The sequence below is a fragment of the Mesorhizobium sp. B3-1-9 genome, from assembly GCF_006439595.1.
Taxonomy (GTDB): Bacteria; Pseudomonadota; Alphaproteobacteria; order Rhizobiales; family Rhizobiaceae; genus Mesorhizobium.
Genome location: NZ_VFTJ01000005.1, coordinates 136,102 through 153,660 on the forward strand (window position 1 = coordinate 136,102; position 17,559 = coordinate 153,660).

Consider the following 17,559-nt stretch of genomic DNA (forward strand, 5'->3'; position numbering starts at 1 on the left):
CGGCGCCATTATTCCGCGAAGCTTACCCAGTCCTCGAGCGGCGCGCGGTCGGTGCGGAACTCGTTTTCGGGCTTCGACGTGTCCTCATAGCCGAGCGCCATGCCGCAGACGACGATCTCCTCGTCGGGAATACCGAGCACCGGCCTGATCTGGCGGTGATAGGGCGCGAAGGCCGCCTGCGGGCAGGTATGCAGCCCCCTGCCCCGCGCCGCCACCATGATGTTCTGCAGGAACATGCCGTAGTCGATCCACGACCCCTGGTTCAATCTCCGGTCGATCGTGAAGATCATGCCGACCGGCGCGTCGAAGAAGATGAAGTTGCGGTCGTGCTGGGCGCGCATCCTGTCGACCTCGCGGCGGCCGATGCCCAGCACGCCATAGAGCCCGAAGCCGTTGGCACGGCGGCGCGTGAGGTATGGTTCGAAGAACTGGTCGGGATAGTAGCGGTACTCGTCCCACTCCGCCTTTTCGGCGCGGATGCCGGAATTGAGGATGGCGTCGCTGATGCGCTGCTTGACCTCGCCCTTGGTCACATAGACGCGCCAGGGCTGCATGTTGGTGCCGGACGGCGCGCGCGCGGCGACGGCCAGGATCGCGCGGATCGTGTCATCATCGACCATATCGGGCAGGAAGGCGCGCACCGACCGGCGCGACATGATCGCCTCATCGACGATCTCCGCATCCGACGCGATCCGGATGTTCTTCTCAAGCATGGGTCGTCCCTTTCGGCATGGCCAGAAACCCGCAACCCGGTTTCCTTAACGACCATCCGCAGACTATAAGCTAAAACTGGTCCCCGACCGGACGCCCCACTCGCCGCTCGTGCGCGAGCCTTTGCATCAACCGCCGAAAACGCGCAAGCAAATCTTGTGGCCTATGAAAATCTCCTTGATTTTTTCATGATTTTACCCTCTCATGAAATTTATCCAGATTTTTTCACGAGCAACCTTTGACCCCGACCGCGACCAAATCGGAGCAGGACAATGGCGACCGGCTGCTGGCCGGCGACATCCGTGCGCTCCGCAAGGCGCGCGGCCTCACGCTCGCTGAAATTGCGCTCAAGTTAGGCCGTTCGGTCGGCTGGGTCAGCCAGGTCGAGCGCGGCCTCTCGGTTCCTTCGCTCGGTGACTTGAGGGCATTCGCCAGCCTCTTCGATGTTCCGATCAGCTTGTTCTTCAGCCATGATGTCCCTATCGAGCAGGAGCGCGGCGTGGTCGTGCGCGCCGGCAGCCGCCGTTCGCTTGGCACAAGTGAATCCGGCCTGGTGGAGGAGCTTCTGTCGCCCGATCTCGGCGGTAGCTTCGAGATGCTGCGCTCGGTCTTCGCGCCGGGCGCGGAGCTGAAGACCAAAGCGCGCCGCCCGACGGAAGAAGCAGGCTATGTCGCGTCGGGCACGTTCGAGATCGAGATCGACGGCGTCTGGCATCGTCTCGGCGAAGGCGATTCGTTCCGCTTCGAGGGCAAGCCGTTCCGCTGGCGCAATCCTGGGGTCGAGGCAGCGGTCGTCATTTGGGTGGTTTCACCGCCTGTCTATTGAACACTGCATGCCGCCCAAAAGTGCCCAGCGGTTTTGGGACAACGGCAAGCATCAACAGGAAGCAAAGCGCGACGTGTCGCGCTTTGAGTTGGAGGAAGAACATGGCGGGTTTGCCGACCACGGCACGCGTGGTGATCATCGGAGGCGGTGTCGTCGGCTGCTCATCGCTCTACCACCTTTGCAAGGCCGGCTGGGCCGATTGCGTGCTTCTGGAAAAGAACGAGCTGACTTCCGGCTCGACCTGGCATGCCGCCGGCAACGTGCCGACCTTTTCCTCGTCGTGGTCGCTGATGAACATGCAGCGCTATTCGACCGAGCTTTACCGGGGTCTGGCCGAAGCGGTCGACTATCCGATGAACTACCATGTCACCGGCTCGCTCCGGCTTGCCCATAGCAATGAGCGCATGCAGGAATTCCAGCGCGCCAAGGGCATGGGCAGATACCAGGGCATGGACATCGACGTCGTCGGCCTCGACGAGATCAAGCGCCGCTACCACTTTATCGAGACGCATGAGCTGAAGGGTGCGCTCTACGATCCGAGCGACGGCGACATCGACCCGGCGCAGCTGACCCAGGCGCTTGCCAAGGGCGCGCGCGACATGGGCGCGAAAATCATCCGCTTCTGCCCGGTCACCGGCGTGCGCCGCGAGAATGGCGAATGGGTGGTTACTACCCCACAGGGCGAAATCCGTTGCGAGATCGTCATCAACGCGGCCGGCTATCGCGCCGCCGAGGTTGGAAAAATGTTCGGCCGCGAAGTGCCGATGATGGTGATGAGCCACCAGTACATATTGTTCGAGGAAATCCCCGAACTCGCCGCATGGTCGAAGGAACAGGGCAAGAAACTGCCGTTGCTGCGCGACGTCGACACCTCCTACTACCTGCGCCAGGAAAAGACCGGCATGAATCTCGGCCCCTATGAGCGCGATTGCCGCGCGCATTGGGCGACCCACAACGATCCGATGCCGGAGGATTTTTCTTTCCAGCTTTTCCCCGACGATCTCGACCGCCTCGAGCACTACCTCGCCGATGCCGTCGCCCGCGTGCCGATCCTCGGCACCGCCGGCCTCTCCAAGGTGATCAACGGGCCGATCCCCTACGCGCCGGACGGCAACCCGCTGATCGGGCCGATGCCCGGCGTGCCGAATGCCTTCGAGGCCTGCGTCTTCACCTTCGGCATCGCGCAAGGCGGCGGCGCCGGCAAGGTGCTGGCCGAGTGGGTCACCGAGGGCCAGACCGAATGGGACATGTGGTCCTGCGATCCGCGCCGGTTCACGAGCTTTGCCTCGGCCCCCGACTATTGCGTCGCCAAGGGCATGGAAATCTATGGCAACGAATACGCCATCCAGTTCCCGCGTCATGCCTGGCCCGAAGGGCGCAACCGCAAGCTTTCGCCGCTGCATGAGCGCATCAAGGCGCTGGGCGGCCAGTTCGACGCCTATAATGGCTGGGAGCGCGCCACCTGGTATGCCGGGCCGGGCGACGACACGTCCGAGGAAGCGACGCTGACTTTCCGCCGCGAAGGTCCGTGGCACCGCGCGGTGCGCGAAGAATGCCTCGCCGTACGCGACGCCGCCGGCATCCTCGACCTGCCTGGCTTCTCGCGTTTCAACCTCGAAGGTCCGGGCGCGACCGACTGGCTGGCAAGGCAGGTCACAGGCCTGGTGCCGAAGCCCGGCCGCATCGGCCTCGTCTATTTCGCCGATGACAAGGGCCGCATCGTCACCGAAATGTCGGTGGTACGCCACGGCGAGGACAAGATGACGCTGATCACCGCCGCGGTGGCGCAATGGCACGATTTCGAATGGCTGAAGTCGCGCATGCCCGCCGACGCAGCTTTCACGCTGACCGACCGGACGGAGGAATACTCGACCCAGATCCTCGCCGGTCCGAATTCGCGAAAGATTCTGGGCGAGGTTTGCGAGGCCGACCTGACGCTGCCCTGGCTGACGCATCAGGACACGACCATCGCCGGACGCTGGGCGAAACTGGTACGCGTCTCCTTCGCCGGCGAGCTCGGCTGGGAGATCCACACCAAGGTCGCCGACACGACGGCAGTCTTCGATGCCGTCTGGGCCGCCGGCCAGAGGCACGGGCTGAAACCCTTCGGCATGTATGCGCTGGATTCGCTGCGGCTGGAGAAAGGCTACCGCGCCTGGAAGGGCGATCTCTCGACCGACTATTCGATCCTGCAGGGCGGCTTGGAGCGCTTCGTCAAATGGGACAAGCCCGACTTTTGCGGCAAGGCGGCTTTGCTCAATGAAAAGCAGCAGGGCGTGACGAAGCGTTTCGTCACGCTGGTCGTCGAAAATCCCAGCGATTGCGACGCGCCCTATATGTCGACGCTCTGGCACGGCGGCAGCATCGTCGGCGAGACGACGTCGGGCGGCTGGGGCCACCGCGTCGGCAAGTCGATTGCGCTTGGCATGCTGCGCGCCGATCTCACGCAACCGGGCACGGCCATCGAAATCGAGATTTTTGGCGATCGCTTCAAGGCCGTCGTCCAGAACGACGAGCCGCTGTGGGATCCGAAGAATGAGAGGTTGCGGGCATGACCTCCGTCATCCTCACCGATGGCGGCATGGGCCAGGAACTGGTTCGGCGCAGCAGGTCCGAGCCGACGCCGTTGTGGTCGGCCAGGGTGCTGATCGACGAACCGGACCTGGTGCGCGACCTGCACGCGGAATTCATCCGTGCCGGCGCACGTGTCATCACCATCAACACCTATTCGGCAACGCCGGAACGCCTGGCGCGCGAGGGCGCCGAAGATCTGTTCAAGCCGTTGCAGAAGCGCGGCATCGAACTGGCGAGGCAGGCTCGCGACGAAGCGGGCGACGCAGCCATAGCCGGCTGCCTGTCGCCTCTGTTCGGAAGCTACGCGCCGGCGCTGACCATCTCCTTCGAAGAGACGCTCGATATCTATCGCCGCATCGTCGCCGAGCAGGCCGACAGCGTCGATCTGTTCCTGTGCGAGACGATGGCTTCCGCCGAGGAGGCCCGCGCAGCGGTCATCGCCACCTCGGAAAGCGGCAAGCCCGTATGGGTGTCCTGGACGCTCGCCGACCACGGCACGCCCCGCCTGCGCAGCGGCGAAACCATTGCTGCCGCCGTCAACGCTCTCGACGACCTGCCGGTCGCGGCCCGGCTGCTCAACTGCTGCCGGCCCGAAGCCATCGCCGCCGCCTTGCCCGAACTCGTTGCCCTGGGGGGACAGGTGGGTGCCTATGCCAACGGCTTCACTTCGGTCGAGGCATTGAAGCATGGCGGGACGGTGGACGTGCTGCACGCCCGCCATGATCTCGATCCGCAAGCCTATGCCGACCAGGCCATCGGCTGGGTCGATGCCGGCGCCGGCATTGTCGGCGGCTGCTGCGAGGTCGGCCCCGCCCATATCGCCGCCCTGCGTGACAAGCTCACGCGGGCCGGCCACCAGATTTCGGGAGTTTCCTGATGCCAAAGCCGTCAAAGCGCATTACTGCCATCGTGCCTTCCGGCAAGGATGGTTGGGAGGTCCATTTCGCCGCCTGGAGTCGCAAGCAGGCCGGCGAAGACATCATCGTTCTCTCGGTCGGCGACCATGATTTCGACACGCCGTCTGAAACGATCGAGGCTTGCGTGAGCGCCGTGCGCGGCAGCAACCATCACTACACGCCGCTGCCTGGCCTGCCGCGCCTGCGCAAGGCGATGGCCGCCGCCGCGACCGCTTGCGCCGGCATCCTCACGGAACCCGACGAGGTCATCGCCACGCCTGGCGGCCAGGCAGCGCTTTACGCTGCCGTGCAGGGCGTGCTCGACCCTGGCGACCACGCCATCGTCGTCGCGCCCTATTACGCCACCTATCCCAACACCTTCAGCGCCGCGGGCGCCAGCTTCACCGTGGTCGAGACGCCTGCCGAAGATGGATTTCAACCCCGCGCGGAGATGATCCGCGCCGCGCTCAAGCCCAACACCCGCGCCATCCTGATCAACACGCCGAACAATCCGACGGGCGCCGTCTACTCGCGCGAACGGCTCGAGCAACTGGCCGAAATCTGCAAGGAGCATGATCTCTGGCTGCTGTCGGACGAGGTCTATTGGACGCTTGGCGGCGGCGAGCATATCTCGCCGCGTTCGCTGCCCGGCATGGCCGAGCGCACGCTGGTCATAAACTCCATGTCGAAAAGCCACGGCATGACCGGTTGGCGCATGGGCTGGCTGACTGGGCCGAAAGCGATGATCGCGCTGATGACCGACCTCAATCTGGTCACGACCTATGGCCTGCCGGCCTTCATTTCGATCGCCTGCGCCGAGGCGTTGGAGAACCACTATGGCGTGAAGGACATCGCCGAACGCTATGCCGCGCGACGCACCGTCTTCCTCGATGCCATACGCGGCGCCAACGAAGTCACCGTGCGCGGCTCCGAAGGCGGCATGTACATCATGCTCGATGTCTCTGCCGTCGAGCCCGACGATGAGAAATTCGCCTGGGCACTGCTCGACAAGGAAAAGGTCGGCGTCATGCCCGGATCGAGCTTCGGCGAGGCCGCGGCCGGGCACATCCGCATCAGCCTCTGCCAGCCCGAGCCCATCCTCAAGGAAGCAGCGCTTCGCGTGCGCCGCTTCGCCTCCAACTACGGCCGCGAGGCAGCATGACCAAGGCCATCCCCAGTAAGGCCCGCGCCGTCATCATCGGCGGCGGCGTCTCCGGCTGCTCGGTCGCCTATCACCTAGCCAAGCTCGGCTGGACCGACATTGTACTCTTGGAGCGCAAGCAGCTCACCAGCGGCACCACCTGGCATGCGGCCGGACTGATCGGCCAGTTGCGCGGCTCGCAGAACATGACGCGGCTGGCGAAATACTCGGCCGACCTCTACGTCAAGCTCGAGGCCGAGACCGAGGTCGGCACCGGCATGCGCCAGGTCGGCTCGATCACCGTCGCGCTGACCGAAGAGCGCAAGCACGAGATCTATCGGCAGGCATCGCTCGCCCGCGCCTTCGATGTCGACGTGCGCGAGATTTCGCCGAGCGAAGTCAAGGAGATGTACCCGCATCTCAATGTCTCGGACGTGGTCGGCGCGGTGCATTTGCCGCTCGACGGCCAGTGCGATCCGGCCAACATCGCCATGGCGCTGGCCAAGGGCGCGCGCCAGCGCGGCGCGACGATCATGGAGAACGTCAAGGTCACCAAGGTCCACACCAGGAATGGCCGCGTCTCCGGCGTCTCCTGGGCGCAGGGCGAAGAACAAGGCACGATCGAAACCGACATCGTCGTCAACTGCGGCGGCATGTGGGCGCGCGAGCTTGGCCGGCAGAACGGCGTCACCATCCCGCTGCATGCCTGCGAGCATTTCTATCTCGTCACCGAGCCGATCCCCGGCCTGTCGCGCCTGCCGGTGCTGCGCGTGCCGGACGAGTGCGCCTACTACAAGGAGGACGCCGGCAAGATGATGCTCGGCGCCTTCGAGCCGGTGGCGAAGCCCTGGGGCATGGACGGCATCCGCGAGGATTTCTGCTTCGATCAGTTGCCCGAGGACATGGATCATTTCGAGCCGATCCTCGAAATGGGCGTCAACCGCATGCCGATGCTGGGCACTGCCGGCATCCACACCTTCTTCAACGGTCCGGAGAGTTTTACCCCCGACGATCGCTACTATCTCGGCGAGGCGCCGGAACTTGCCGGCTACTGGATGGCGACCGGCTACAATTCGATCGGCATCGTCTCCTCGGGCGGCGCCGGCATGGCGCTGGCGCAATGGATCAACGACGGCGAGGCGCCCTTCGACCTGTGGGAAGTCGACATCCGCCGCGCCCAGCCCTTCCAGAAGAACCGCCGCTATCTCAAGGAGCGCGTGTCGGAAACGCTCGGCCTGCTCTACGCCGACCATTTCCCCTATCGCCAGATGGCGACCTCGCGCGGTGTGCGCCGCTCGCCTTTGCATGAGCATCTCAAGGCGCGCGGCGCCGTCTTCGGCGAGGTGGCGGGCTGGGAGCGCGCCAACTGGTTCGCGCGTGACGGCCAGGAGCGCGAATACCGCTATTCCTGGAAGCGGCAGAACTGGTTCGACAACCAGCGCGACGAGCATCAGGCCGTGCGCAACGGCGTCGGCCTGTTCGACATGACCTCCTTCGGCAAGATCCGCGTCGAGGGCCGCGATGCCTGTACCTTCCTGCAGCGTCTCTGCGCCAACGATTTGGACGTGGCTCCGGGCAAGATCGTCTACACGCAGATGCTCAATACCAAGGGCGGCATCGAGAGCGACCTCACCGTGACGCGACTTTCCGAAACAGCTTATTTCCTCGTCGTGCCGGGCGCCACCTTGCAGCGCGACCTTGCCTGGCTGCGCAAGCATGTCGCCGACGAATTCGTCGTCATCACCGACGTGACCACCGCCGAAGCCGTCATCTGCCTGATGGGACCGGAAGCGCGAAACCTGATCCGGAGGGTCAGCCCGAACAATTTTTCCAACGAAGCCAATCCGTTCGGCACTTTCCAGGAGATCGAGATCGGCATGGGCCTCGCCCGAGCGCATCGCGTCACCTATGTCGGCGAGCTCGGCTGGGAACTCTACGTCTCGACGGAGCAGGCCGCCCATGTCTTCGAGGCGATCGCTGAAGCCGGCGCCGATGTCGGCCTGAAGCTTTGCGGCTTGCATACGCTCGATTCCTGTCGCATCGAAAAGGCCTTCCGCCATTTCGGCCACGACATCACCGACGAGGACAATGTGCTGGAGGCCGGCCTGGGCTTTGCCGTCAAGACGAGCAAAGCCGGCTTTATCGGCCGCGACGCGGTGCTCAGGAAGAAGGAAGCCGGCCTGTCACGCCGGCTGGTGCAGTTCCGCCTGAAAGACCCTCAGCCCTTGCTCTTCCACAACGAGGCGATCCTGCGCGATGGCAAGATCGTCGGCCCGATCACCTCCGGCAATTACGGTCACCATCTCGGCGGCGCGATCGGCCTGGGTTACGTGCCGTGCGAGGGCGAAAGCGAGGCGGACGTGCTTGCCTCATCCTACGAGGTCGAGATCGCCGGCGAGCGCTTCGCGGCGGAAGCCTCGCTGAAGCCGATGTATGATCCTAAGGCGGAACGGGTAAGGATGTAGCCTTTCTTCTGTTCACTTCGGACAGGATTGCCGCAGGCGTGACCAGGCGACCGTTGTTACTTGTCCGGCATGGTTGAGGGATCGCGAGCACCATGACGAATACCGATAATCACGATTTCGTCGGCGGAAGGCTCGTAGTAGATCAGATAGGGATAAGGTCTCACGACGATCCGGCGCATCGGCCTTTCGTCTGTAGCGACGCCGCTTAGCGGATGTTCAAGCAATAAATCGATGACCGCATGGAGCCTAGCTTGGATCCGCTTCGCTCCTTTGGGTGACTGCAATGCGATATTGCCGAGAACTTCATCTAACTCGGCTAGCGCCGCCAGCGTATAACGAAGCTTCACAGGCCGTGCTTCGCCCAAATAGCACGGACTTCCTCGTCGGTTGCAAATTCACCGCGCGCAGCCTGCGCCCGGGACATTGCGAGCGAGGCTTTTTCCTCTCGGCCCAGTTGATGAACAGGTTCGTCCCCCTCATCACCCGCGAGCCGCAAGAGGACACGCGCATACTCGTCCTGCAATTCAGGAGGCAAGGTGCGGACACGTTGGACAGCATGTTCGAAGAGCTTGGTCATGCTTCTAATATGCACTTCATTTCCGCATAAAAAAAGGCAAGCTCGTTCGGCGCGATCCCGCAGGAAAGTCGAAGTCCCCTAAAACCGCTCCAGCGTCCTTTGAACCTTGACCAGAAACGCCGTCCGGCTCCTGGGCGTCGAGGAATCCATCAGATAGTGGGCGAGAAAAAACGTCCTGCAGCGCCTGGCGCAGAGCGCCCGCATGCCGCGCAGGATGGTCTTGCGGCCGGGCTGGCCAACGACCACGCTCCACCAGGTCGGCGCGCCGCAAGTGGTGATGACGCCGACCTTGGTGACATGCGTCATCAGCGACTTGATGCGGCCCTTTCCGGCCGGCAGCTGGAAGGCGATGTCGGTCGCCCAGACCCGGTCGAACCAGCCCTTCAGCATCGCCGGCAGGCCGTACCACCAGGTCGGATAGATGAAGAGGATCGCCTGCGCCCATTTCAGATGCTCGAAATGCGGCTTGAGCGCCGGGTCTTCCGGCGCCCGGTCGTTGTAGAAGCGCCGCTCCTCGCAGCCCATCACCGGGTCGAAATTCTCGGCATAGAGGTCGAGCAATCTTACATCGCAACCCTTTGCCCTCAGCACCTCGACGGCAGTATCGCGGATCGCCGCGCAATAGCTCTCCGGCACCGGATGGCAATAGACCACCAGCACGCGCATCAGAAGGCGTCCATCGTGGCGGCGACCTTCGCCATGAAGGCGTCGCGCGTCTCGTCGGTGGAGAGGTTCATCGAATAATGCGCGAGATAGGAGACGGAAGCGCCGGGCTTGATCGTGGCCCGCAGCATGCGCTTGACGATCTTGCGCGGCGGGTCGCCCATCAGCATGGCGCGAAAACGGCTGCCGCCATAGGTGGTGATGGCCGCGAGCTTGCGGATGTTGTGCAGCGTCGGCCGCACCTTGCCGTCGACCAGCTTGAACGACACGCCGGGCAGAAAGACGCGGTCGAAGAAGCCTTTCAGGATTGCCGGATAGCCATAGTTCCAGACCGGAAACGACAGCACCAGCGCTTCGGCATTCTTCAGCCTTTCGACATAGCCGGCGACCGCGTCGTCCGGCCCGCGCGGGTCGTGGTAGCCGAGCCGCTCGGCGCGCGTCAGCCGCGGATCGAAATCCTCGGCGTAGAGGTCGCAATCGTCGACAGCATGACCCGCCGCGGCGAGCCGCTCGACGATCGTCCGGTGCAGGCCGGCGTTGAAGCTGGTCTCCACCGGATGCGCGAAGAGCACGAGGATCTTCACGGGACAACGTCCCGAACGTCAGCGCGAGGCACCCCCCTCTGCCCTGCCGGGCATCTCCCCCGCAAGGGGGGAGATCGGACTGCCGCATCGCTTTCGCCAATTATCAGCGTGGCAGGTTGGCCGCAGCGCTCAAGCTGCCAATCTCCCCCCTTGCGGGGGAGATTTCCGGTAGGACAGATGGGGGTGTTCAAGCGCAAACCTCTCCTCACCCGGCTCCCTGCAGCCCCTTGAACAGGAACGGCTTGCCGGAGCGGTAGTCGTAGCCGGGATTCTCCCAGGCGATCATCTTGCCCGGGTTGAGGAGGCCTTGCGGATCGGTATCGCGCTTGAAGGCAAGCTGCACGTCATCGGTCCGCTTCATGCCGCCTTCCTCCAGCGTGTAGCGGTGCGGGTTAAAAATCCAGCAGCCATTGTCCTCATGGATGCGAATGATCTCGTCGAGCCTTTCTTCTGTGGTGTAGCGCACCAGCGGCAGACCTGCGACGCCGATGGCGCCGTCGAAGCGGATGAATTCCAAATGCGCCGGCACCTCGTCGCCGAAACGGTCGACCATCGCCTTGACGTGGGCGAGATGGTGCGGCGACGGATAGCGCGTCTGCAGATAGGTGATCGTCGGATCGACCCGGATCGCCCGCAGCGTCGTGTGGTTCCAGGTCAGCTCATAGGCCGGCGGCAGCCCCTTGAGATCGGCCCCCTGGTCGGCCCGGAACACGATCTCGCCTTTGCCGCTGCGCACGAATGCGACAAAGGCGTCCATCGCGTACGGCGCGATCATGCACACCACGATGCTCTGCTCGCGCCGGAAGAATTTCTGGTGCCGTTTGAAATAGTCGTAAGGGATGGGCGCGGCGATCGGTGTGATCAGCTTGGCCAAAATGCCGTCCTGAACGGCGAGATCGTTGCCGAAACCGGCCGCATCCATGAAATCGTCGAAGCCGACGATGACATCGATCCAATCGTAAGAGGCCGTCAGCGGCATCTCGACCTCGGTGATGATGCCGTTGGTACCATAGGCGTGCATGACCTTGAGCACGTCCTCGCCGGTCAGTTCCATGACGCGCGGCTCGGCCTCCATTGTCACGGTCCGCAGGCGAATGACGTTGCCGAGGTCGCGCAAGCCGCCCCAGCGGATCGAGCCGACGCCGCCCGAACCGCCGGCGACGAAGCCGCCGATCGAAGCCGTGTTGTAGGTGGAAGGCGACATGCGCAGCTCCTGCCCGGAATGCGCCCGCGTCGCCTTGTCGATATCGGCCAGCACCGCGCCCGGCCCGGTCACCACGCGTCCCGGTGCGATCGACTTGACCGTGTTCATCTCGGCAAGGTTGAGCACCACGCCGCCCGACAGCGGCATCGCCTGGCCGTAATTGCCGGTGCCGCTGCCGCGCGGCGTCACCGGCACGCCGTGCCGATGACAGGCAGCCAGAACGCGAATGACCTCGTCCTCGTTCTTCGGCGTGACGATCAGGTCGCCGGTGACATGGTCGAGCTGCGCCTTCAGAACCGGGCTGTACCAGTAGAAGTCGCGGCTCTTCTGCTGGACGACGGCCGGATGGTCGTCGACCTTGATCCCGTCGAGATCGCGCTTCAGCACTGCGATATCCATCATCCCACCATCAGTTCGTCGAGTTCGGCATAGTCGGGCAGTTGGCGTTCGATCGCCCTGCCCTCGCGCACCACGATGCGATCCGATTCGGGCCGCGACAGCAATTCGGTCCAGTTGCGGCCCTTGAAGACGATGAAGTCGGCGCTGCCTCCGGCGGCAAGCGTCCCGGCGCCGTCGAGCCGCATCACCTCGGCCGGCGTCGCCGCCATGGCCTTCGGCCAGTCGCCGACCGGATGATCGAAATGCAGGATGCGAGTCGCCATGCGGTAGACTTCCAGCATGTCGAGATCGCCGTAAGCATAGAACGGATCGCGTGTGTTGTCGGATGCGACCGCCGCCTTGATGCCGCGCGCCTTCATCTCGTGCAGCAGCGTCACGCCGCGCCAGCGCGGCGTCGTTTCGTTGTTGCGGCGATCCTGCAGATAGAGGTTGCACATCGGCAGCGACACAACGGCGAGCCCTGCCTTGGCAACCTTATCCAGCGTGTCGAGCACCTCGAGGTCAGGCTGGCGTGCCAGCGAACAGCAATGGCCGACCAGGATGTTGCCTTCAAAACCGTTCCACAGCGAAGCCTCGGCGATCTTCTTCAAAGAGATCGCCGCGACATCGTCGGTCTCGTCGGCATGAAAATCGAGATCGAGCCCATGCTTGATCGCCTGGGCGAAAACCTGGTCGAGCAGTTCCTCGAGATCGGGCACCATATAGGTGACGACGCCAAGCACCCCCTTGGCCGCGGCGACGCGTTTCGCCAATTTCTCGAACCATTTCTTGTCGCGCACGCCTTCGATGCCGAGCAGGCAGGCGGCCTGCAACTCTATCCGCCCGCGCCATCTCTCCCGCATCGTTTCGAACACCGGCCAGGAGATCTCCTCCTGCGGCGGCACGCTGTCGAGATGCGTGCGCACGGCCTTGGTGCCATGCGCATAGGCTGAGCGCAGCGAGAAATCCATGCGGCGCGCGACGTCCTCGGCGCTCCAGCGCGCGGCGCGGTCGGCGCCGGTGGCATTGAGCGCGCCCATGAAGGTGCCGTCGGGATTGGGCTTTCGCGGCCAGATATGGCCCTTGTCGATATGGGTGTGGCAGTCGACGAAGCAGGGCAGCACGATGCGGCCGGCAAGGTCGATCGCGTCGGCCGGGAGCTTCGATTTGCCATGCGAGGCAATGCTGGAGATCTTGCCGTCGGCGACAGATATGTCGGCAAGCGCGAAGCCGTCGCTGTCGAAGGCCGCGGCGAGGCCGGGCGTCAGCGATGCATGCAGCCGGGCATTGGCAAGCCGGTATGACGCTTTGTCTGGAATCAACTGCAGCTCCCTTGGGTGACGAGACGAACCACCCTAGCGCTCCTGCTTCAGCGCGCTCTCGTGCCAGCGGCGCAGGATGAGATGCGACACCAGCGACAGCACCAGGAAGATCAATATGCCGGTCAGCGAGATCAGGATCAGCGCCGCGAACAGGCGCGGCGCGTTGAGCCGGTAGCCGGCCTCGATGATGCGCGATGCAAGCCCGGACGACTGCCCCTGCGCGCCGGCGACGAATTCGGCCACCACCGCGCCGATCAGCGACAGGCCGCCGGCGATCTTCAGCCCGCCGAGGAAATAGGGCATCGCCGCCGGCAGGCGCAGATAACGCAATTGCTGCCAGCGCGTCGCACCGTTGAGCTTGAACAGGTCGCGCAGGTTCCGGTCGACCGAATTCAGGCCGAGCGTGGTGTTCGACAGGATCGGGAAGAAAGCGACGATCCAGGCGCAGAGCAGCAATTTGACGGTCTGGTTGTTCACATAGATGTTGATCAGCGGGAAGATGGCGACGATCGGCGTCACCTGCAGCACGATGGCGAAGGGGAAGAACGACATCTCCACCCATTTCGATTGCGCGAACAGCACCGCCAGCCCGACGCCGCCGATCACGGCGAGAGCCAAGCTGAGGAAGGTGATCCTGAGCGTCACCAAGAGCGACGAGAACAACAGGCCGGCATCATTGTGCAGCGTCTGCAGGACCACTCCCGGGCGCGGCAGGATATATTGCGGGATCTCGTTCCAGACGCAGATGCGATCCCACAGCACGATCGCCAACACCATGATCGCCAGCGGCAGCACCCATCTGCCGATGCGCTCCAGCCGCTCCTGGCGGGCGCGGCGCGCCTCTTCCGGATCGAGTTTCAGCGTAGCGTCTTCAATGGCCGTCATGGCGCGGTCCGGCGGTTGAGTTGATGGCGTTCACCAGCACGTCCGAGGCCTGCCGGCAAAGCACGGCATAGTCCGGCGAGGTGCGGAACGCTTCGTCACGCGGATAAGGAGCATCGACGGCGAGTTCGCCGAAGACGCGGCCCGGACGCGCGGCCATGACGACGACGCGGCTGGACAGGAACACGCTTTCGAACACGCTGTGCGTGACGAAGACGACGGTGAAGCGCTCGTCCTGCCAAAGCTCCAGAAGGTCGTTGTTGAGCTTGAAGCGGGTGATCTCGTCGAGCGCGGCGAAGGGCTCGTCCATCAGAAGGATGCGCGGCTTGGTCACCATGGCCCGCGCGATCGAGACGCGCATCTTCATGCCGCCCGAAAGCTCGCGTGGCACGGCGTTCTCGAAGCCGGTGAGATGGACGCGCGACAGCATCTCCATCACGGCCGGCTCCGCCTTGGCGCGCGACACGCCCTTCAGCCTGAGCGGCAGCCAGACATTGTCGAAGACGCTGGCCCAGGGCAACAGCGTCGGCTCCTGGAAGACGAAGCCGGTATTCGAGCGGTCGATCGAGCCGCGCCAGTCGAGCTGGCCGGAGGTCGGCGTCGACAGGCCGGCGATCAGCCTGAGCGCCGTCGACTTGCCGCAGCCCGAAGGGCCGAGCAGGCTCAGGAAATCGCCCTCGCGGATCGTAAGGTCGACCTTGCTCAGCGCCGTCACGCCGTTGGAAAAGACCTTGCCGACATTGCGCAGGGCAAGCAGCATCCGGGTCTCTCCCGATGCCGCCGGCGTCTCAGCCACTTTCTCCTGGATCATCTCAGGCAGGCCGCCTTACTTCTTCAGCTCCAGCCCGACACCCTTGTTGATGAAGGCCAGCGTGTAGGCCTTCTTGATGTCGATGCCCGGCTGCGCGACTTTGGCCTTGACCATCTTGTCGTAGAAGCTCTGGATGCGGGCTTCGTTCATGGTGCCGATGCCGAGCTTTTCCGAATCGCCCGAATCGACGACGCCGAACTTCTTCATCTGCTCGATCGAGAAGGCGATCTGCTCATCCGTCATGTCCGGATTGTCCTTCTTGATCATATCGTTGGCGGCCTTGTTGTCACCGTAGAGGTACTTGTACCACCCCTTGGCCGAGCCATCGACGAAGCACTGCACAACCTCCGGCCGCTTGTCGATCGTATCCTGCATCACCTCGATGGTGGTCGAATAGGTATCCCAGCCATAGTCGGCGAGCAGGAACTGGTTCGGCACGAAGCCGCCCGCCTTCTGCACCGCGAACGGCTCGGACGTCACATAGCCCTGCTGGATCGACTTCTTGTTGGCGATGAAGGGCGCCGGATTGAACGTATAGGGCACGCGCTTGGCGGCATCGAAGCCGAGATCTGTGACCATCCACTGGAAGAAGGTCTGCGCACCCTCGTCGCCCATTATGTATTGGTCGGCGCTCTTCAGGTCCTCCCACTTGTCGAGCCCCTGCCCCGGCTGGGACATGATGACCTGCGGATCCTTCTGGAAGTCGGACGCGACGACACGCATCGGAATGCCCTGCTGCACCGCGTCGAAGGCCGAAAGCAGATTGCCGCCCATATAGAAATCGATCTTGCCGGCAAGCAGCATCGGCCGGCCGCTGACCTGCGGGCCGCCCTGCATGATGGTGACGTCGAGGCCGCAGGCGGCATAGGTGCCGTCGGCAACGGCCTGATAGTAGCCGCCATGCTCCGGCTCGGCCAGCCAGTTGGTGCCGAACGTCACCTTCTCGTTCGCGGCCGCGCTCAGTGTGCCCGCCACCAGCAAGGCGATCGAGCCCGCCAGGACCTTCCCATTTCCGATCATAAACTCACCCTCTCTTGGCTCCGGCGCGCAACGCGCTGGGCTCGACACCATTGGTTCAAGAAGCAAGACACATGCCACCGCCCGGGCCGCCCGCTTGCGCGGCAGTCATTGCCGAGACCGGAGGGGTCATGCTGTACGCGAGGCATCGTGCCTATTTTTTGGACGCCTGTCCATAATCGCTCTGGCGGCATGCACCGCATCTTGAAGGTTTCACGAATCGAGCCTTAGTCTGCGGGCGCACAGGAGAATGCCATGCTGAAATACCTCGCCCCCAAGACGATCAAGCCGCCCTTCGCCCGCTACAGCCACGGCGTTGAGATACCCGCCGGAAAACGGCTGGTGCTGTGCTCCGGACAGCTGGGCATCGGGGCTGACGACCATGTTCCCGAGGACGCCGGCGCCCAGGCCGAGCTCTGCTTCAAGAACATCGCCGCGATTCTGAGCGAAGCCGGGCTGACCTTGAACGACACCGTTCGCATCAACGCCTTCGTCACCGACCGCGCATATCTGCAGGCCTATATGGATGTCCGCAACCGCTTGTTTTCGGACCCGGCGCCGGCCTCGACGCTGATGATCGTTTCCGGCTTTGCGCGTCCGGAATTCAAGGTCGAGGTCGAAGTTCTGGCAGCAGGCTAGCTGTTGCCGGGGATAGTCTTTAGACCTCAGGCCGGACAGCAGACCAATCGGGAGACGAAAAGTGACGACAAGACGTGTGTGGTGGGGCGACTACCGGACGACCGAATATGCCTCGATCGACGCCGAAGCGACTATCGCCGTGCTGCCGGTGGCGGCGATCGAGCAGCACGGCCCGCATCTGCCGGTCTCGACCGACACTTCGATCATGGTCGGCATGCTGGAGACGGTGATCGCGCGCCTGCCCGACGATCTCGACATCCGCATCCTGCCGGTGCAGGCGGTCGGCAAGTCGAACGAGCACTTGCACGCGCCGGGAACACTCACCTTGCCGGCCACCACTTTGGTCGATGCCTGGACCGAGCTTGGCCTGTCCGTCGCCCGCGCCGGGGTCCGGAAACTGATCATCGTCAATTCGCATGGCGGCAATGAAGAGATCATGGGCATCGTTTCGCGCGAATTGCGCGTGCGCGCCAAAATGCTGTCGGTGAAGACGAGCTGGCAGCGCTTCGGCCGCCCGGCCGGCATGTACACCGAGCTCGAGGACCGTCACGGCATCCATGGCGGCGATGTCGAGACCTCGTTGATGCTGCACTTCCGCCCTGATCTCGTCGACATGACCAAGGCGGATGACTTCGTCTCCAATGTCGCCCGCGCCGAAAAGGAATTCGCCCTGCTGCGCCACACCGGAACGCACGCCTTCGCCTGGATCGCCAGCGACCTCAACCCGAACGGCGTGGTCGGCGATGCCTCGATCGCCACGGCCGAGAAGGGCCGCCTGACGGCGGAAATGCAGGCCGACGGCTTTATCAACCTGGTCAGGGATGTCCGCAAGGCAAAGCTTGCAGACTGGCTGTCGTAGAGAAAACGCG

General features: G+C 63.8%; 17 protein-coding genes. 7 read left to right on the plus strand and 10 right to left on the minus strand.

Features of this window, described 5'->3' with window-relative positions:
- Positions 1 to 8: 8 nt before the first annotated feature.
- Entirely contained in the window at positions 9 to 713 is a 705-nt protein-coding gene (locus FJW07_RS11140; RefSeq protein ID WP_140646639.1) for a nitroreductase, read from the minus strand.
- Positions 714 to 949: 236 nt separating this feature from the next.
- On the opposite strand from FJW07_RS11140, the gene FJW07_RS11145 reads away from it, so the two are divergent.
- The 5 genes from FJW07_RS11145 to FJW07_RS11165 all read left to right on the plus strand — a co-directional run bounded on the left by FJW07_RS11145 (position 950) and on the right by FJW07_RS11165 (position 8,613).
- The gene (locus tag FJW07_RS11145; protein WP_246672481.1) at positions 950 to 1,537 is read left to right on the plus strand and encodes an XRE family transcriptional regulator; all 588 of its coding nucleotides are present in this window, start codon (positions 950 to 952) and stop codon (positions 1,535 to 1,537) included.
- A 101-nt stretch (positions 1,538 to 1,638) separates the two neighbouring features.
- On the plus strand, positions 1,639 to 4,092 hold the full coding sequence (locus FJW07_RS11150) for an FAD-dependent oxidoreductase (protein ID WP_140646640.1): 2,454 nt from the start codon (positions 1,639 to 1,641) through the stop codon (positions 4,090 to 4,092).
- Positions 4,089 to 4,988: a homocysteine S-methyltransferase family protein gene (locus FJW07_RS11155; protein WP_140646641.1), complete on the plus strand. Its 900-nt coding sequence runs from the start codon at positions 4,089 to 4,091 to the stop codon at positions 4,986 to 4,988. The genes FJW07_RS11150 and FJW07_RS11155 overlap by 4 nt, the downstream gene beginning before the upstream one ends.
- Positions 4,988 to 6,169 carry a pyridoxal phosphate-dependent aminotransferase gene (locus FJW07_RS11160; protein WP_140856390.1) on the plus strand — a complete coding sequence of 394 codons (1,182 nt, stop codon included), beginning with the start codon at positions 4,988 to 4,990 and terminating at the stop codon, positions 6,167 to 6,169. Before FJW07_RS11155 ends, FJW07_RS11160 begins: the two co-directional genes overlap by 1 nt.
- Positions 6,166 to 8,613, plus strand: coding sequence for an FAD-dependent oxidoreductase (locus tag FJW07_RS11165; RefSeq protein WP_140856392.1), 2,448 nt, complete (start codon positions 6,166 to 6,168; stop codon positions 8,611 to 8,613). Before FJW07_RS11160 ends, FJW07_RS11165 begins: the two co-directional genes overlap by 4 nt.
- Positions 8,614 to 8,669: 56 nt before the next feature.
- Here FJW07_RS11165 and FJW07_RS11170 read toward each other — a convergent pair whose 3' ends face one another.
- From FJW07_RS11170 to FJW07_RS11210, 9 genes are all read right to left on the minus strand, one after another.
- Positions 8,670 to 8,978 carry a type II toxin-antitoxin system RelE/ParE family toxin gene (locus FJW07_RS11170; RefSeq protein WP_246680736.1) on the minus strand — a complete coding sequence of 103 codons (309 nt, stop codon included), beginning with the start codon at positions 8,976 to 8,978 and terminating at the stop codon, positions 8,670 to 8,672.
- Positions 8,957 to 9,190 (minus strand): hypothetical protein, encoded by a 234-nt coding sequence (locus FJW07_RS11175; RefSeq protein ID WP_140856395.1) that lies wholly within the window; start codon positions 9,188 to 9,190, stop codon positions 8,957 to 8,959. The genes FJW07_RS11170 and FJW07_RS11175 overlap by 22 nt, the downstream gene beginning before the upstream one ends.
- Positions 9,191 to 9,268: 78 nt before the next feature.
- A complete protein-coding gene (locus tag FJW07_RS11180) occupies positions 9,269 to 9,856 on the minus strand; it encodes an NAD(P)H-dependent oxidoreductase (protein WP_140856396.1) in 588 nt (195 codons plus the stop codon).
- Positions 9,856 to 10,437, minus strand: a complete 582-nt coding sequence (locus FJW07_RS11185) for an NAD(P)H-dependent oxidoreductase (protein ID WP_140856398.1) — start codon at positions 10,435 to 10,437, stop codon at positions 9,856 to 9,858. Before FJW07_RS11185 ends, FJW07_RS11180 begins: the two co-directional genes overlap by 1 nt.
- Positions 10,438 to 10,642: 205 nt before the next feature.
- Positions 10,643 to 12,040: an FAD-binding oxidoreductase gene (locus FJW07_RS11190; RefSeq protein ID WP_140856710.1), complete on the minus strand. Its 1,398-nt coding sequence runs from the start codon at positions 12,038 to 12,040 to the stop codon at positions 10,643 to 10,645.
- Entirely contained in the window at positions 12,040 to 13,341 is a 1,302-nt protein-coding gene (locus tag FJW07_RS11195) for a cytosine deaminase (protein WP_140856400.1), read from the minus strand. The genes FJW07_RS11190 and FJW07_RS11195 overlap by 1 nt, the downstream gene beginning before the upstream one ends.
- Before the next feature lie 33 nt (positions 13,342 to 13,374).
- A complete protein-coding gene (locus tag FJW07_RS11200) occupies positions 13,375 to 14,226 on the minus strand; it encodes an ABC transporter permease (RefSeq protein ID WP_140646649.1) in 852 nt (283 codons plus the stop codon).
- Positions 14,213 to 15,034, minus strand: a complete 822-nt coding sequence (locus tag FJW07_RS11205; RefSeq protein WP_140856402.1) for an ABC transporter ATP-binding protein — start codon at positions 15,032 to 15,034, stop codon at positions 14,213 to 14,215. Before FJW07_RS11205 ends, FJW07_RS11200 begins: the two co-directional genes overlap by 14 nt.
- Before the next feature lie 15 nt (positions 15,035 to 15,049).
- Positions 15,050 to 16,054, minus strand: coding sequence for an ABC transporter substrate-binding protein (locus tag FJW07_RS11210; protein WP_140646651.1), 1,005 nt, complete (start codon positions 16,052 to 16,054; stop codon positions 15,050 to 15,052).
- A 252-nt stretch (positions 16,055 to 16,306) separates the two neighbouring features.
- Between FJW07_RS11210 and FJW07_RS11215 the strand changes: the two genes are divergently transcribed.
- Both FJW07_RS11215 and FJW07_RS11220 read left to right on the plus strand, forming a co-directional pair.
- Positions 16,307 to 16,690, plus strand: coding sequence for a RidA family protein (locus FJW07_RS11215; protein WP_140653585.1), 384 nt, complete (start codon positions 16,307 to 16,309; stop codon positions 16,688 to 16,690).
- A 61-nt stretch (positions 16,691 to 16,751) separates the two neighbouring features.
- Positions 16,752 to 17,549 (plus strand): creatininase family protein, encoded by a 798-nt coding sequence (locus FJW07_RS11220; protein WP_140856403.1) that lies wholly within the window; start codon positions 16,752 to 16,754, stop codon positions 17,547 to 17,549.
- Positions 17,550 to 17,559: the final 10 nt, after the last annotated feature.